At 45.9% G+C, this 16,923-nt stretch carries 9 protein-coding genes and 3 pseudogenes; 4 read left to right on the top strand and 8 right to left on the bottom strand.

Going from position 1 to position 16,923, the window contains the following annotated elements:
• Window positions 1–87 precede the first annotated feature (87 nt).
• The 3 genes and pseudogenes from GCU48_RS22995 to GCU48_RS22985 all read right to left on the bottom strand — a co-directional run bounded on the left by GCU48_RS22995 (window position 88) and on the right by GCU48_RS22985 (window position 4,799).
• Complete coding sequence (locus GCU48_RS22995) at window positions 88–1,062, bottom strand: aldo/keto reductase (RefSeq protein ID WP_167518797.1); 975 nt, start codon at window positions 1,060–1,062, stop codon at window positions 88–90.
• A gap of 109 nt (window positions 1,063–1,171) precedes the next feature.
• Entirely contained in the window at window positions 1,172–1,675 is a 504-nt protein-coding gene (locus tag GCU48_RS22990; protein WP_025717340.1) for a ferritin, read from the bottom strand.
• A gap of 136 nt (window positions 1,676–1,811) precedes the next feature.
• Window positions 1,812–4,799 (bottom strand): annotated as a pseudogene (locus GCU48_RS22985) (glycoside hydrolase family 48 protein).
• A gap of 277 nt (window positions 4,800–5,076) precedes the next feature.
• On the opposite strand from GCU48_RS22985, the gene GCU48_RS22980 reads away from it, so the two are divergent.
• Window positions 5,077–5,445, top strand: coding sequence for a DUF423 domain-containing protein (locus GCU48_RS22980; RefSeq protein WP_152381577.1), 369 nt, complete (start codon window positions 5,077–5,079; stop codon window positions 5,443–5,445).
• A 78-nt stretch (window positions 5,446–5,523) separates the two neighbouring features.
• On the opposite strand, the pseudogene GCU48_RS22975 reads toward GCU48_RS22980, so the two are convergent.
• Both GCU48_RS22975 and GCU48_RS22970 read right to left on the bottom strand, forming a co-directional pair.
• A pseudogene (locus GCU48_RS22975) lies at window positions 5,524–6,379 on the bottom strand (sugar phosphate isomerase/epimerase family protein).
• Between the two features lie 18 nt (window positions 6,380–6,397).
• On the bottom strand, window positions 6,398–7,132 hold the full coding sequence (locus tag GCU48_RS22970; protein ID WP_152381576.1) for a thioesterase II family protein: 735 nt from the start codon (window positions 7,130–7,132) through the stop codon (window positions 6,398–6,400).
• Between the two features lie 450 nt (window positions 7,133–7,582).
• On the opposite strand from GCU48_RS22970, the gene GCU48_RS22960 reads away from it, so the two are divergent.
• Both GCU48_RS22960 and GCU48_RS22955 read left to right on the top strand, forming a co-directional pair.
• A complete protein-coding gene (locus GCU48_RS22960; RefSeq protein WP_152381575.1) occupies window positions 7,583–8,704 on the top strand; it encodes a GGDEF domain-containing protein in 1,122 nt (373 codons plus the stop codon).
• A gap of 169 nt (window positions 8,705–8,873) precedes the next feature.
• Window positions 8,874–9,392, top strand: coding sequence for an NAD(P)H-dependent oxidoreductase (locus GCU48_RS22955; RefSeq protein ID WP_025717345.1), 519 nt, complete (start codon window positions 8,874–8,876; stop codon window positions 9,390–9,392).
• 111 nt (window positions 9,393–9,503) lie between these two features.
• Here the strand turns inward: GCU48_RS22955 and ectB are convergent.
• A pseudogene (gene ectB, locus GCU48_RS22950) lies at window positions 9,504–10,760 on the bottom strand (diaminobutyrate--2-oxoglutarate transaminase).
• Between the two features lie 553 nt (window positions 10,761–11,313).
• Here ectB and GCU48_RS22945 point away from each other — a divergent pair.
• Complete coding sequence (locus GCU48_RS22945; protein WP_152381574.1) at window positions 11,314–12,006, top strand: response regulator transcription factor; 693 nt, start codon at window positions 11,314–11,316, stop codon at window positions 12,004–12,006.
• 5 nt (window positions 12,007–12,011) lie between these two features.
• Here GCU48_RS22945 and GCU48_RS22940 read toward each other — a convergent pair whose 3' ends face one another.
• Together GCU48_RS22940 and GCU48_RS22935 are read right to left on the bottom strand one after the other, a co-directional pair.
• Window positions 12,012–14,570 (bottom strand): response regulator, encoded by a 2,559-nt coding sequence (locus tag GCU48_RS22940; protein WP_152382237.1) that lies wholly within the window; start codon window positions 14,568–14,570, stop codon window positions 12,012–12,014.
• Between the two features lie 144 nt (window positions 14,571–14,714).
• Complete coding sequence (locus GCU48_RS22935) at window positions 14,715–16,715, bottom strand: methyl-accepting chemotaxis protein (protein ID WP_152381573.1); 2,001 nt, start codon at window positions 16,713–16,715, stop codon at window positions 14,715–14,717.
• Between the last annotated feature and the right edge of the window lie 208 nt (window positions 16,716–16,923).

The following is a 16,923-nucleotide window of genomic DNA, read 5'->3' as shown; positions in this document are numbered from 1 at the left end:
TTGTAACACAGTCATTAAAAAAGCCGAGAGCGATACACCAGCTATTCGGGGTAACGCTTTCGGCTTATAGCTTATACACGGATGCGGCTATGGCAACCGATAAAACGCGAACGGCTCGCCACTGCGGAAGGAAAGGCTGGCTTGTTCCAGTTTGTCCAGCGTTGGTGCATCCAGATGAATGGAAACACTGTGCAGATTATGCTGCACCTGCTCTACCTGGGTGGCTCCAACAATAACGGTAGAAACGGCGGGTCTGGTCATCAGCCAGGCCAATGACAGCGCCGTGGGCGAAGTGCCCAACTCTTCAGCGATTTCATTTACTTGGTTGCCGAGTTCAATTCGCTCGGGGGTAAGGAAGCGGCTGAAGCTTGGATCGGTTTCGACTCTGGAGCCAGCAGGTACGGCACCACCCCCGGCATATTTGCCGGTGAGAATACCACCGGCAAGCGGGAAGTAAGGAATGATTCCGACTCCTTGATCGAAGCAGAGCGGAAGCAACTCTTTCTCTGGCGTACGGTCGGCGAGGGAGTAGCTGCACTGGATCGAGACGTACTTGACCAGATTCCGCGCTTCGCTAATCCCGAGCGCCTTCATCATTTCCCAAGCCGCGTAATTGGAAGCACCGATATAACGCACTTTACCTGCGGAGACCATATCGTCAAGCGTGCGCAGCGTTTCCTCTAGCGGGGTGTAGGGATCAAATGTGTGAATCTGGTACAGATCAACATAATCCGTCTTCAAACGGCGCAAGCTGCCCTCAAGCTCCTGCATCAGGTGATGGCGGGAAGATCCGCTCCCTCCCGGTCCTTCGTGTTTCGGTAGGCCCGCTTTGGTGGCAAGAACGACAGATTGCCGTCTACCTTCCAACGCCAGCCCGATGATTCGTTCCGATTCCGAACCAGCATAAATATTGGCAGTATCCATAAAATTTATTCCCTGATCGAGCGCAGCATGGATGATATCCATCGAAGTCTGCTGATCCGCTCTCTTGCCGAAAGAATTGGTGCCAAGGCCAAGTGCGGACACCTGAAGCCCACTGTTTCCCAAACGATTATATTTCACGTTGTTCATCAGTCCTCTTCCTGTGGTTAATTGTATCTTGGCGGTAAATGGCATTCATACCTTTGGGAAGCAGACTGTACAAGTTTAAATAAAACTAGTACAGTCTGTATTATTCCGCAGGGACTGTAAAGCTGCGTTTGGCAAACTCGCTGTCCAGCATATAAAAAGCGTTGCTGTCTCTTTCAATGCGCTTAAGCTTTTGGATAACACTGTCGAACAGCGCTTCCTCTTCCACTTGCTCATCAATAAACCATTTCAGGAAATGGATTGTCGCATGCTCACGCTCGTCCAGAGCCAGGTCAGCCAAATGATAAAATTTCTGTGTGTTTTGCTGCTCATGCTTATAGCCGTGCTCAAATACGTCCAGCATGGAAGCGTAGCTATTATTTGGCTCCGGTAATGCTGCCAAAGTAGCGCGTCCTCTGCGGTCATTAATATATTTGTACAGCTTCATCGCATGAAAGCGTTCCTCCTCCGCTTGTACCAGGAAGAAGTTCGCAAACCCATCCAGACTTTCACTGGAGCAATAAGCAGCCATCGCCAGATACACATGAGCGGAGTAAAATTCAAAATTCATTTGCTCATTCAAAGCCTGTGCCAATTTGTCATTCATGTCTCAGGTCACCTCGGTCATGTATATTATATGTAACGTTCCTAGTGTACCACGAATCCAACCACAAAAAAACGGGCGGAATATGAGGCTTAATTCCCTCTCTCACTCCGCCCGTCTCACTCCAATTAGCCTACAATCAAGGCTCCAGACCCCAGACACGCTTGTCGTTTACGTACAGAGGTGTCTTATCCCAATCCGTATATGATGTCTTGGTTGCATCATAGGAAAAATCATCACTTTCGTTATAATTGCTCCAATCCGTTTTGTTCATGCGTATCTGAATATCCCCTGTATTTGCCCCTGCTGGCAAACTTCCCGCACCAGCTCCAAAGGAAATCTCCAGATAATAATCTGCGCCCGTAACCGCCTTATCCAGTTTGACAAAGCGTCCCTGGACATTGTCGCTACCCAGCTGTGCATAGTCACAATGGAATTCCTGTGACTTATCACCATCTACAGTAAAGTAGTACCGCAGCTTGACATTTTTCAGATCAACTGCTTCTTTCCCCTTGTTGACCACACGGAACAGCGGACGTATCTGATTATCTCCCGGGTTCGTATCGCCCACACGGTATTGGGCAATTACATCGCCCGTTGCCGGAAGCGGCGCTGCTGTCGGCTTGGCGCTGACCTCGGCAGAATCCGGACTGGTTCCTAAAGAATTAGTTGCACTTGCTACATAATAATAAGTGGTTTCATTCACCACCCCTGTATCTTTGTAAGTGCTGTCTGTTACCGTTGCTACAGTCGCATAAGGTCCTCCACTGGTTGTGGACCGCTTAACTGTATAGCTATCCACGCCCGTTGCTTTGTTCCAGGTCAGTGTAACCTGAGCATCCCCCGCACTTGCCTTCACATTCGCAGGTGCTTTGGGAGCTGTCGGCTCGGCTGGTCCGCTGCCGTTAATGAGACGGTCATATTCGGCATAAGCTGTCGCCATATCAACTAGAGACCAGAAACGGTGATACGTAAATTCTGGAGCGCCCTTATCCCATTTTTTCGTCTGATTATTCCAGGATGTCGTGTATTTATCCTTCAAATAGGACCATTGCGGGTCCTTAGTAATGTTAGGCCGGATATCGGTATAGCTGGAGTATGTGCCGTTCCCACCTTTGGACGGGTCAGAAGCAGTCGCGTCTGTACCTGGGATAGTGCTGCCTTGCCCTGTTTTACCACTCCAGCCGTTCGGAATATACACTTCTTTGGTGAAATAGCGATAATAATCCTCACGTGCTTCCTTCGTTGTAATACCTACGCCATCATTATAACCCCATGCAGCGTCAAGCAAAGCTTTGAACAAATCCTTGGCTTCCTTGCCCAGTTCGGTGTAGTCGCCTTTTTCAGCTTTCGTTCCAGCAGCAAAGAAAGTAAGCGCTTTAACATAACTGCCCAGTACTCCGGCATCCTGCCCCGGTTTCTTCGTTACGACATGGAGATTCGCATTCCCTTTATGATTGGCAAAGCCGGTCCAGGTTTCTGGCTTCCCGCTCCATTCCAGATTGCCTGGCAACCAGAACTCGCCTTTAGCCGCTTTAGTGGCTACCTTCGGATTTTTACCACCCAGAATGCGCTTGCCTTGAGCGTCCAAATAGTATCCCTCTGCGTCTGTCACAGGGCGTTCATTGGCAAATACATAGCTCTTGGACCACGCTACCCAGTTTTCAATCACTTGCTTAGCCATTTTAAACTGATCGGACGAAGTATCGCCCTTCTGGGCTAAAATGTAGTACAGCTCAGCAATCCGCTCAACCGGCCATGCCTGCATTCCAAACCAGTTGTTGGACGATGGATCTTGGTATACAGGAGCACCTGTATAAGCCATTCCATAGAAGGTGCTTGTGCCAGACGGATACGCCTTATAGGCACCATCCCAGCTATTCGTTGCTCCACCTGCAATGGCTCCCTCATCGGATTGCAACCAGGCATAAAATTCCAGTTGGCGCTTCAGCGAGGTTGCCCAATCCTGTCCTGCCGTTGGTGAATTGGGTATTAATCCGCCATCCTTATCGGATAACGCGTAGGCAGCAACGACATTTTGGTAGCCCTGGTGCGCATGACTTGCGCCAATCCGCCAAGCCCAGTTGCCGCTTTGGCCTAGTCCACCGCCCCATGCCGTATACCATGCCATTAGACAATGGCTGGCGTCCTTGCCGGAACCAGCGCTCGGAGTCCCATTGGAAGCGCTTCCTATTTTTTGGAAGTATTTATCGTACATACCGTAACGCAAGTAGTCTCCCATCTTTTTCGCTTTATCCAAATATACCGGGTTGTCATATCCCAGTTCTTTTGCCCAGTACATGGCTTGAACCGCCCGTGCGTCCGCATCGGTCGCATTCGTATAGCGCCATTGCTGTGCAGGAGCATTATTTTCCTTGGTGAACAGGCTCATGAAGCCTTCATTAGGTTTACCAAATTTTTGATTATCCTGCGATGGATGCGGGACGGCTTCCCAAACCGATTCCTGTTCTCCACGTTGGAAGGTGTTCACATAGGTGGCCGTGTGCGACGGATTCAGCAGGTTGCCAAAACCGTACCAATTATCCACATCCAGCAGCCAATGCATCAGATAGGTCTGATTGTTGCCATAGGCTGCCTTCAACTCTGCATCCAGCGGGTCCTTGCCGCCACTATACTGACCACTCAGACGGCTTGGATATTGATCCGGCTGCGGATACTCAGCCGCATAAGTGGCGGGGCTGTTGGGGTTGTAGTTACTCATCGTAGGCTGTTCTTCCTTCCCGTCCCCTTCATTAACTGGAATAATGTATTTCTCCATGTTGTCCCAAGCGGATTCCTAGTGTCCCCAATCCCCGGTATAATGACCATATAACACTTCCAGCCACATCCAGTAACTATAGGCCTCCGAGGTCGTTAAATGCCCGTAGTCCGGGGCCTCACTCATGAGTGTTTCAACGGAATGATAAGGAATGCCTTCCTTTGAAAAATATCCGCTGGCCGGGTCCTTCAGTTGTTTATACAATTGAAGGAAGCGTGTCGATTCTAGTGTTGCAACCGAGGCACGATCAGGCTCAGCCTGAAATATGCCCAAGGTTAGCGGAAGCACCAAAATGGCTGACATGACCATAGAGACGGATTTCCTGAACACAGATTTTTTTCTAGTCACTTTTGCAGTCATCCTCTCCATTATCAATTTTGGCCCTGCACAAGATTTTGTTCCGAAAAACGGCAGCACAAAAAAACAGCACCATCACCTCACTTTCCCGTAAAAAAGGTGGAGGACGTGCTGTCCATAGCTCCAAATGCTTCACATTGGCCCTGGAAAAAATATAACATATTAGCTCACCAATGAGAGTCGAAAAATTCAATAAGTTTGGAGTTAAACTAGGAAAATTGACGAAATCGGTTCAAATCGGTACTATTTCACAAGGAGGCGTTGAAACATGAAAATTTTGCTGCTGCTGGGTTGTATCATTATGTTTTTAGCTGTAGCTCTCGGCGCGTTTGGGGCACATGCTTTGAAAAAGAGACTTTCCGCAGACATGATGAGCATATTCCAAACGGGCATTCAATATCAGATCGCTCATGGACTGGGTCTGCTTCTGCTTGGAGCGATTGCAGGGAATTTTGTTCATTCCGCTCTCATTGTAACCGCAGGTTGGGTTATGCTAGTGGGCATTCTTCTGTTCTCCGGCAGTCTGTATGCACTTAGCTTGTCTAGCGTCAAAAAGCTTGGAGCGATCACCCCGTTTGGCGGGCTTGCTTTTTTGGCAAGCTGGGTGCTTGTCATCGTGGCGGTTGTGCAAGGCTAAGCCCTACCCAACACAAGAGACTTGGAAAAGTAGACGCTTCCAAGTCTTTTAACAGTTTCTGTAATATAAAGGAAATAATTACTTCGTCTGTACTTCCTGCGCTTTCTGAGCCGCTAACCGATGGCCTTCGATATAGCGTTTGGATTTGGCCATTTGATGCTCCTGCGCTGCTTCCATAATGATGTGAACCCCCGGCTTATACTGCTCCAGCAGTTCCATATAGAGGCCATAGTTCATGTCACCAAATCTCGGTGGTACCGTCTCGATCTCACCTGATGATGATAACCGACGGTCTTTGGCATGTGCTGCGATAATCCGAGGTCCCAGCAGTCGGAAAGCTTCGCGAATAATCTCATCCTGCTGTGCCAGGTTTTCCGTCTTCAACAGATTCCCCGGATCAATGACAACACCGATTTGTGACGAAGGTACTTCCTCCAGCAAGGCTGCCAGTTCTGCAGCTGTTCCGACCAAATGATCGTTAGCGGCTTCCAATCCTACGAATACGCCCCATTTTTCCGCTTCCTCTGCCAATTCACGCACAACCTCTTTGACAACTCTCCAATCACGTTCCGTATAAGCGCTGCCATCCTCATTGCGCCCGACTTCTGCGGCGACGATGGGTGCTCCTAACAGACTCGCGTATCGAATCAGCTCTTTGAAGCGCTCTACATTTTCACGCAACAATTGCTCATCCTGTACAAAAAAATGCAGATAGCACCCGAGCACCGATATGGATACTCCATGCCCTGCGAAACTCCTCTGCGATAGACAATGCCAATCCTGGGCTAAACTTGCCCGGTTTATTAAAATCCACATCACTGATCGCTCTCCACGGAGCCAACTGAACATGGGTAAAGCCCGCTGCGCCTACCTTGGCAGCCAACTCGCGATATGGCAACTTGCCAAATAAATGTGCCAATACACCTACAGTCACTACCATTACCTCTTCTTTTTAATGTTGTATTCTGTTTGCCACTGCACTGCGTTCCAAATTCTCATTGATGATCTGTGTAATCCGTTCCATTTCATCATGAATAAAAAAATGTCCCCCATCAAAGGTGAACATACGAAAATCCTGATCCGTATGCTGCGCCCACGCTTCCACATCCTGCAAGGCCAACGTATTATCAGCCAGTCCTGTCAAAGCGGTAATTGGACAGTGTAAAGGCTCGGGCTTGGCCGTGTATTTATACGTCTCAACGGCTTTGAAATCCGCTCTCAGCACCGGCATGAAATAGTCGTATAATTCTCGATTGTCAAAAATTGCCTCGGAAAGCTGACCATACCGCTGCAAATGTGTCCTGAACTGATCTGCTGGCAGATCATGTGACCACGGGAAATTTCTTGGGACATGCGGTGCTCGTCCACCGGAAACAAATAAATGAGCAGGCTCGCCAAATCCGCCAGCCACCAGCTTGTAGTACAACTCGAAGGCAATCATCGTCCCCATACTGTGACCGTATATGGCATAAGGGTCGCCGTGGGCTATCTCTTGCCCGATCTTATGCAGTAGATCATCACTTATCTCCTCGATGCTATCCTTTAGTGGTTCTCCGGAACGAATCCCTCTGCCCGCCAGTTCCAGTGGAACAAGCTTAATCTGTGGCAACAACAGCTTTTTCCATTTGAAGCTGACTGACGCCGATCCACCTGCATATGGAATGAAAAACAATGTAATAGATGCCATTTTGCAACCTCCCGCCTTGCTGAATCCTAACTTTTTTATTTTAGCATAAAAAGGTATATTTACCCATTTCGAATATTTTGCAAATTCAAGAAAAATAGTCGGGAAAATCAAGTGTTAGGTCTTATTTTTCTATCGAGAGGAGTTCTAAGCATGAAGTACGGCTTTTTTGATGATTCCAAGAGAACGCAGCGGTGTTCGGGCTACGCAACTGGCTTTTGTGCCGTTATCCTTTGATGGTGAAGTACATCAATCAAGCTTCTGAACACCACTTCACAAACTAAAAAGATCAAGCGATATGACCAACTTTCAGTGCAACTTGAGCACAGGCGAGGTCGAAATACAGGACTCTGTTCCGATCAGGGAATACCCCCTAAAAAATTAGCTTCAACTTCATCACATAGTATCTTATAATACGAGAATGGCTAAAGATACGTTAAGTGTGGTGACATCATGAATAGAACAAAACGGGTTACTCAAACGATGGATTACAAAACAAAGCAAGGCCGCTGGGTACGTAAAATGCTATTGCTTTATTGGATGATTATAGCAGTACATTTCATTGCCCAGCTAGGCAGTTATTTATTTCTCGATTATTCTGCTACACCTTATGAATTTTACGTGAGAATCCTTTTTGTTCCCACACTAATCATGTGCGGTTCCAACTTTCTTGCAGAACTGGCTTATTATAAATTCAACAGATTATCTTTCGTAATCTTGTTTATAGCAAGTACGGTTATTTGCTGGATGATTATTCGTTTGAACTATGATATCCGGATTATTACGGCATTGTGCTTGTTACCTATTTTCTCATCCATCCTGTTTTTCACTCGTCACCTGATATGGCTTTCCTATGTCTTACAAGTTGTAGTCTTTTTTTCCTTACTGGCAATTGATGGCTCCTTCCGTGCCTACTTGTCGGCCTTTGACATCGTAGCTATTCCGGCTTTTTTGACGATGTCCACCTTTCTTGCACTTATAATTCAGGCCAGTGGCCGTGATCTGCTAGTGGATTTGCATAAAACACAGCGCGCCCAGCAAGAGTTAATGATCAGTAACGCGATTATAAGCAAAATGTCAATGACTGATGGACTGACAAAGCTCTACAATCATTTATCGTTTCAAACTTTTTATGAGAAAGCACTTGAATATGCTGAGCAAGGTGCTATTATCCATTTAGCGGTAGTAGATATTGATAATTTCAAGAAAATTAATGACACCTACGGACACCAGTTTGGAGATAAAATATTGGAGAGCATCTCGCAAATCATTACAGAGCAGATTACAGCCAATGACATTGCAGCCCGGTATGGCGGTGAGGAATTTGCTATTCTGATGTTCGAGCATACTTTTGAGGAAGCTTATCAGATTGTCGAGTGCATCCGGCGTGAAGTCGAGAAGAAGACCTTTGACGAAAAAATGCAACGTGTTTCCGTGACCGTAAGCATCGGATTAAAAAGCTATTCGGAAGAAATGAACAAAGATACATTTTTCCAGGGTGCGGATGATTATCTGTATCAGGCCAAGCGTTCTGGAAAAAATAAGATTGTTGCTGAGCTTAACCATATCGCTTAATATAAAAAACACTTCATTGATGAAATTCCGGCATGAGCTTGCCGGAGTTTTTTTATGTAGAGTTTGAATATTTAAAGAGTTGACAATATTATTAGTTGAAACTAAAATGATTACATATATATTGGTAATTTACTTACAAAAAATTAGTTTTAAGGAGATGTTTTTCATAATGTCAACACTCGTAATTGTTGTCCACCCTAATCTTGCGGAGTCTCGCATTAACAAAAGATGGGTGCAAGAGCTCAAGAAGCAACCCGGCGTGACGATTCACAACTTGTATGAAGTATACCCGGACGAGCAAATTAACGTCGCTCAGGAGCAGGAACTGCTGGAGCAGCATGACCGCATCGTACTGCAATTCCCTTTGTACTGGTACAGCACTCCTTCCCTGCTGAAAAAATGGCAGGATCAGGTTCTAACCTACGGCTGGGCCTTTGGAAGCGAAGGCGGCAAGCTGCAGGGTAAAGAGCTGTTGATCGCCTTGTCTGCTGCCAGCGTTGAGGAAAACTACCAACATGACGGACAGAATAGATATACAATTGAAGAGTTATTGAGACCTCTGGAAGCAACAGGCCATATGGTTGGTACCAAGTTGCTGCCTTATTTCGTACAATATGGTGCCGGGGTTCTGACCGATGAGCAGCTCGAGCAATCCGCGCAGAAATACGCACAAACGGTTATTTCTTAATCTTCACGATAAAATCCCCTTGGACGGTAGCTGCCATGTTCTGCTTCCTAGCAGACGACAGCTCCAGCCAAGGGGATTTACTCATCGCTTTACAATGGTTTACAAAAAATATTATAAAGCAACTAAAGTACTGGACACCTGAACCATGCTTTCTTTAATAATGTTGCAGCCCTTGCGAAGGTTTTCCAAACTTATGGTTAACGCAGGCATAATTTTAATGACGGTATCGTTACGTCCAGCCCGTTCAATAATAAGGCCATTTTTAAAGCAGAGAGTAGCTACTTCCTTGGCGAATGCTTCTCCCTGGTGGGATACATCAATCCCCCAGATCAGACCCAAGCCGCGAATTGCGATGAGAGGATCCATGGTTTGAATTTGCTCACGCAAAAACTGCTGGACAAAAGCCTCTTTTTCCTTCACCTGTGCTTCCAGCCCTACCGTATCCCTAAATTCCAGCGCTGCTTTGGCAGCGACAAAGGCAAGCTGATTGCCACGGAAGGTACCATTATGCTCACCAGGACCCCAGATATCCAATTCGGGCTTAAGCAGCAGCAGGGACATCGGCAATCCGTAACCACTGATTGACTTGGACAAAACAACCATATCAGGAACGATACCTGCACGCTCGAACGAGAAGAACGAGCCAACTCGGCCGCAGCCGACCTGTATATCGTCAATAATCAGTAAAATATCATGATCATTGCACAACTGCCGCAAATCACGCAGCCATTCGGTATCTGCAATGTTAATACCGCCTTCAGCTTGTACCGTTTCCAGAATGATCGCAGCTGGCTTTTCTACCCCGGAATGGGTATCCGTTAAAAGCTGCTCCATATACAAAATGGTATCCATTCCATTAAACGTACTGTTAAAAGGAATAAAGGTGACGTTATCCAAAGATACGCCAGCGCTCTCACGCATGGAATTGTTACTGGTAATAGACAAACTGCCCAGCGACATGCCATGGAACGCGCCCATAAAAGCAAAAATACCATTTCTTTTTTTGACCTTGCGTGCAAGCTTTAGCGCGGCCTCTACTGCATTGGTTCCCGTTGGTCCGCAAAATTACAGCTTATAATTTAAACTCTTAGGCTGGAGAATACGCTCTGGAGAATACGCTCTGAAAAAGACTCTATGAATTCCTGCTTTGCTGTCGTATACATATCCAGACCGTGCATGATCCGATCGGAGGTTACTCATAAAATCGTTGTTATGCCCATAGTTCAACGCCCCTGCTCCGGCAAAAAAGTCGATATATCCCTCTCCTGCCTCTGTGTACAGCACATCGTTTTTTGCTTTGTTGAATACAACCGGAAAGCTTCTGCAATAAGATCTTACATTGGACTCCAATGCTTCGAATGTGTTCATGAATTCTCGTCCTCCCGCTGACCTGATTTGGAAAAACACAAGCATCGAAAGCAAAAAAAAGTTTAAATATGTAATCTAAAATGAGCAAACAGTCTGAATCGCGATGAGGCTGCCACACCAAAGAATGCATGAATACGATCATGAGAACGAATAGAGTACGAAAAAATAGTACAGATTAGCATGTTGTAAGTAGTATTACATTCAGAAGATGAGTGGTGGGGTTTTCTAAGGGGCCTATCAGAGGATGTCACTCCTATGTAATAAAATACCATAAATTTTCTTGAAGTCAATGCATGTTTCTGGTGTGATTTGTTAATTTTTTGTAATCGAGGGCGATAGACTTGCAGTTTATTGTTAAAACCATTCGAAAATTGTCGTATTATGGAGACAAATATCGAAAATAGTACATTCCCATATCAAATAGATATAAATTCGCGCTTCTTGACTATAAGGTTACCACAATCTATCTGATCTTTTGACAGACTGTCCAAAGGAGTTTACTCTATTCAGAAAGAAGATGACAAATTTAAAAAATAGATAAGGAAACATCAATATGTCTAATGTTTTAATTATTGAAGATGATAATATGCTGGGCGACACTCTTTCCTTATATTTGACAGGAGAAGGCTATAGCGTTACCAGAGTGGCACAAGCGACTGAGGGGATTACCCGGCTCGATATCGTACAGCCTGATATTATTTTGCTAGATTTGTTGCTTCCAGACCTGGACGGCGTGAATCCCTGCCCACTGATACGCAAGCATACGGATGTGCCAATTGTCGTGATTTCTTCGGAAAACAACATCTCAGAGCGCATTCGTACACTTACGTTGGGAGCAGACGATTATATTTGCAAGCCTTTTAGTATGCAGGAGCTAAAGGCACGAATCGAGGCTCTTTTCCGACGTATTGAAATTACACGACTAAAGGGAAGAGGCCTTGCGCCAGAAGCCGAGTCTGATACGGACATTGTTTTGGATCTGGCGCGAAGAATGGTTACCGTAAGTGGGCAGATTGTGGAGATGACATTTTCGGAATTTGAGCTTATGAAGCTTTTTTATTTGAACCGGGGAATTGTATTCAGTCGATATGCCTTGATTCAAGCTCTTCGTGGCACAGACTCCTTTATTAATGAGAGGGCTGTAGACGTACATACCAACCATTTACGCAGAAAAATCGAAAAAGACCCTAAAAATCCAAAATTGATCAGGACCATCTGGGGGATTGGATATAAATTTATGCAGTAATACGATCAGCTCCAGGGAACCGATGACTTGATTTGGTTAATCTCCTTTTGAACTAACCTCAATTGCTCTCGCCAGTCTGGGTACAACTCCCTTGCTGAGGTTCCATGGCTACGCTTCAATCCCTTTTCCAGCTCCATAACCTTTGCCAACAGCCTGGACGCGCACAGGTTCCCTGCGCCTCCCTTGAGTGAGTGGATTAATCGGAGAGCAGCAGATAACTGGCCGTTGTCCATTTTCATGGTCACTCTTTTATCGAGGTGCTGGTATTCCTGAATCCATTTGTAAAGGGCAAATTGAAAAATATATACCTTTCCATCCATACCAGCTATCGCCTGTTCTGCGTGAAGACCTTGTAATTTTTGCAGCCACGCTAAATGAATCCAGCTATTTAACACTTTTACAGCATCCAGTTCATGGACAGGCTTGAGCAGCACAGCATTAATGCCTGAACGAAGACAAACCTCCTGTTCATGCTGCGCAGCATCGGCCGTAAAAGCGATAATTGGAAGTCTGTTAAAAGCTTTCCTTCTACGAATATGTCTGACCGTCTCAAAGCCATCCATCTCCGGCATATGCAGGTCAAGCATGACCATATCCCAAAAACGCAGCTCCAGTGACTCTAACAGCTCTCTTCCGTTGGCAACCATGGTTACTTCAAAACCTCGCTCTTCCAGAAACTCGGTAATCACCACCTGATTAATTTCATTGTCCTCCGCTATGAGAATTTGATACTTCTGCGCTGCAATCTCTCCTTCATAAGGAAAACTCATCATCGTATGTGTATCCATAGAATTAACATTTACAGACACTGGATTTTCCTTTTCCAGTCTCCAGCCGATAACCTCCAATAGAGCATTCCGAGTCACGGGCTTGGACAAAAAGGCATCTACCCTACTATCCTCATCTCCAGCCGCCATCTCTTCCATCTGGAACACTGTTGTAAGTCCAATGACCTGAGTCATCTGTCTATCGAGTAATTGAAGCCAATGTCTCCTTGCCTCCAGCTCTCTAAAGCCATCCATCCTCATGTCAACCATAACCAAATTAAATGCTTTGCCATTTTCAAAAGCCTCCACACATTCCTGAAAGGATGAAATGGTGTATGTTTCTAATCCTGTGCTTTGAAGTAATTCCTTCAGGCTATATCCCAGCAGCTCGTGCTGCACAACCATTAAGGCTTTGCCGTTTATTTGTCTTCCTACCGGTGTGCCTTCCGTATGTAATTCCCCGATTTCCAGCTCGACATTGAAGTAAAATCGACTATATTCCCCTAATCGACTTTCCACCTCTATATTTCCACCCATCGCTTCAGCCAAATGCTTGCTGATGGCTAAACCCAGCCCCGAGCCCCCATAGCGGCGGCTAGTTGATGGTTTCGCTTGGGTAAAAGGAATAAACAGCTTGTCCATACACACCTCGGAAATACCTATGCCTGTATCCTCCACCATAAAAGACAACGCTACCCGTCCGTTCTGGTGGCTTAGCAGCTTGACTTGAAATAATACATGCCCCTGATCCGTAAACTTGACGGCATTGGTTAGCAGATTTAAAAGCACCTGCTCCATCCGCAATGGATCACCTTTAACGCTTTGGGGTAAATTGGGGTCCGTTATAAATACAACCTCTATTTCTTTGTGTTCCAGCAAAGCACCCACCGTATCCGCAAGATGCCGAAGCATTGTTTCCGGTTCAAATTCAACCCTTTCCAGATCCAGACTGCCTGCTTCCATTTTGGAAAAGTCCAGTACGTTATTGAGCATGGACGAAAGAGTACGCGAGGAGGCTAGGAGCTTATGGAGGTAGTCTTTTTGAACGTCAGTCAGTTCCGTCTTGTTCAACAGCTTCGACAGACCCATGATCCCACTCAGCGGCGTGCGAATTTCGTGACTCATATGAGCCAAAAAAACACTTTTGGCATGGTTAGCCTCGTCGATCTCCTTTCTTTTCTTCTCTAAAGCTTTATACTCTGTTATATCCATTGCATGTCCTGTGACATGCTTGGTAATCCCGTCCTCCCTGACCGGATGTAATGTAACTAAAGCCGAGTATTCCCAAAACTCAAGTTCAAATACCGTCCGGTCTCCGAACCATGCCTGTTTGCAATGTTCGATAAGCTGCTCAAGTGTTTCAGAGGATAGCTCAAAAATGTCCCCGAGTCTCTCTACATGCTCCCTTCGATTGTAGCTGACTTGCAGATCCAGACCCATGCGCTCCAGCAAGCCTCCTTCGAGCAGCCTATAATAAAATTCGTCGCCGCTTTTCTCCAGCCTGAAGGTAAAGCCAGGTTGAATCCGAAGCAGGCTTAGAAGATCTCGGTTTTGGTCCTGTAAACGTCGTTCATATGTAGATTGAATGATCCAAACGCGTATAATCAAAAGGATGAATATCAAGCCAATCGCTAGCTCCAGCAGATAAGTCATTCTCGCTCTATCATGTATACCAAAATATAAAAACAGCATTCCGGCCACTCCATAAATAATACGCGTGATCCCCCGCCGAAAGAGCTGAAAAGTCAAAACATTTAATAATATCACGATAAAATAAAGCATCAAATCTCGAACCAAATGCTCACCCACCTGTAATCTCCCCTACTTTGTAAGCTAAATTGAAAATATAAAAAACTCAGGACAGATTCCTTATGCCATAAGGCTTAAAGAACTGTCCCGAGCATTCATTGTACTATAGATTCCATAGGGTTCAAGTTCGTTTTAATATTTAAAACGACTGATCATCGACTTTAACTCAGCAGCCATTGTGGATAACATCTGAGCAGAAGCTGATATTTCCTCCATGGAAGCCAGCTGCTCTTGCGAGGAAGCAGCGACTTCCTCAGATGTAGCAGCATTACTGGTTGCAATCGTCGTCAGCTCGTTGGCCGTCGCTGCAATCTCTTGTACACTGGCTGATATCTGTTGGGCAATGCCTGCGACCTCCTCTACCTGAGGTGTTGTCTCTCGAATACCTTCCATCGCGTGCCCCAGCTTGACTATGGTTGCTTTGGAAATCTGCAGCCCGTCCTGTACCTCAGTCGTAACTTGGTTCATCGTCTGAACCGTGGCTTCCGTTTCCTGCTGAATTTCGGCAATCAATGTGGCAATCTGTGTTGCAGATGACTGCGACTGCTCTGCCAGCTTGCGCACCTCATCGGCAACGATGGCAAAGCCCTTGCCATGATCACCTGCTCTGGCTGCCTCAATTGCTGCATTCAAAGCCAACAGGTTCGTCTGATTGGATATATCACCGATAACTTTCGTAATTTCACCGATTTCCTGAGAGCGGGCTTGCAAGGTTTGAATCATCCGATTAGATCGCTCTACCGATTGGTGAATGGAATTCATTTGTTCGCCTGTCTGCTCAACAGACTTCCTTCCTTCCTCAGCTTGCAATGAGGATCGTCTGGCCAGATCCGCTACCGAGATTGAGCGTTCCGCGATTTGTGTAACCCCCTGTGCAATTTCATCAAGCGCAACTGAGTTATTTTCCAGACCTGTAGTCTGCTTCTCTGCTCCGCTGGCAATTTCCTGAACAGCCTGGGACACCTGCTCACTTGCAGCACTGGTTTGTTCTGCGCTTACCGTCAGTTCGTTCGAGGATCTGGCGACATGATTTGCACTATCCCCTACGTTCTGAATGACAGCTCGCAAGTTATCCTGCATATTTCGGAAAGCTCGTCCCAATTCTCCAATCTCATCCTCACTCTTCACTTCAATGTCCTGCGTCAGATCCCCCGCGCTCACATTCACCGCTTGTTCCTTCAATTTTGAAATAGGCTTGATAATGGAACGGATCAGGAAGTAGACAATGATTATGCCTACCACCAGACACCCGACGACCGTAAGCAAGGTACTGATCAAAATCGGTCGTGCTGCATCATCCACTTCAGATAAATACAGCGTCCCTCCTATTTTCCAACCTGTCAGCTTGTTAGTCGCGTAATTCATATATTTGAGCTGACCTTCATACTGATACTCGTATTCACCAGCATCGCTCTCATACATGCGTGATTCAACATCTGAAATTTTGCTGCCTGATGCCTTCGTCGGATGAACAATGTAAGTACGCTTGCTATCCAGCAATATGGCATAACCTTCACGACCTATTTTAATCTTGTTCAATGTCTCTTTAATACTGCTAATTCTCAAGTCGATGCCAATAACACCTGATCCATCTGCCGTTGCCCTGGACACCGTAACCGTCACATGCTTCGAGGTGTTGGAAAGATAGGGTGAACTAATCGCTGTCTTTGTTTGTTCCTTTATCGCCTTATCGTACCAAGATCGGACCCGGGGATCATAATTACCCGATGATTGATTCTGTGGATAGGTTATAAACTTACCATCCTTTGTAGCATAAAAAATGGATTCGGCTTCAGGATGGAGTGCAGCATATTGCTTAAAGAATTCTTCTAAATTCGCCGCTTCTTCCTCCGTCTCCACCCGATTGCCATTTAGCTTTTCAGCAGAATATTCTGCATCATGCACCTTGGGGGCAATGGCGCTATCAATGATAAAATTAGTACGGATAATGGCCTGCCTGGCGCTTTCTTCAATTTGTTTTCGAATCTCCTGGCTGGCGCTCACAAACGACAGAGCCCCAACAATCATAGACGGTATAATCAAAAAGGCAATAAAGGCGATTATCAGCTTCGTTTTAAAATTTTTGCTGAGCCCCCTTCCCACGAGCCATGGTATTCCCGCGAGCTTCTTCATCAGTCAACATCTCCATTTCATCACTTGGGTTGCTTGCATAATGTGAACTGCTTCATTTTGCCAATAATTATCCACTCGACAAATCCTCTTTCCCGTTGCATAGGTATATGTACTTAGTTATGAATGCGGCAAGGCTCCCTGGAACCGATTCCTTAATGTAATATACCTAAAAAATATTAAAAAAAAAATGCACTGAACATGTTAAGAA

The organism is Paenibacillus brasilensis (assembly GCF_009363115.1).
GTDB lineage: Bacteria > Bacillota > Bacilli > Paenibacillales > Paenibacillaceae > Paenibacillus > Paenibacillus brasilensis.
This window is presented reverse-complemented; position numbering and strand designations above follow the sequence as displayed.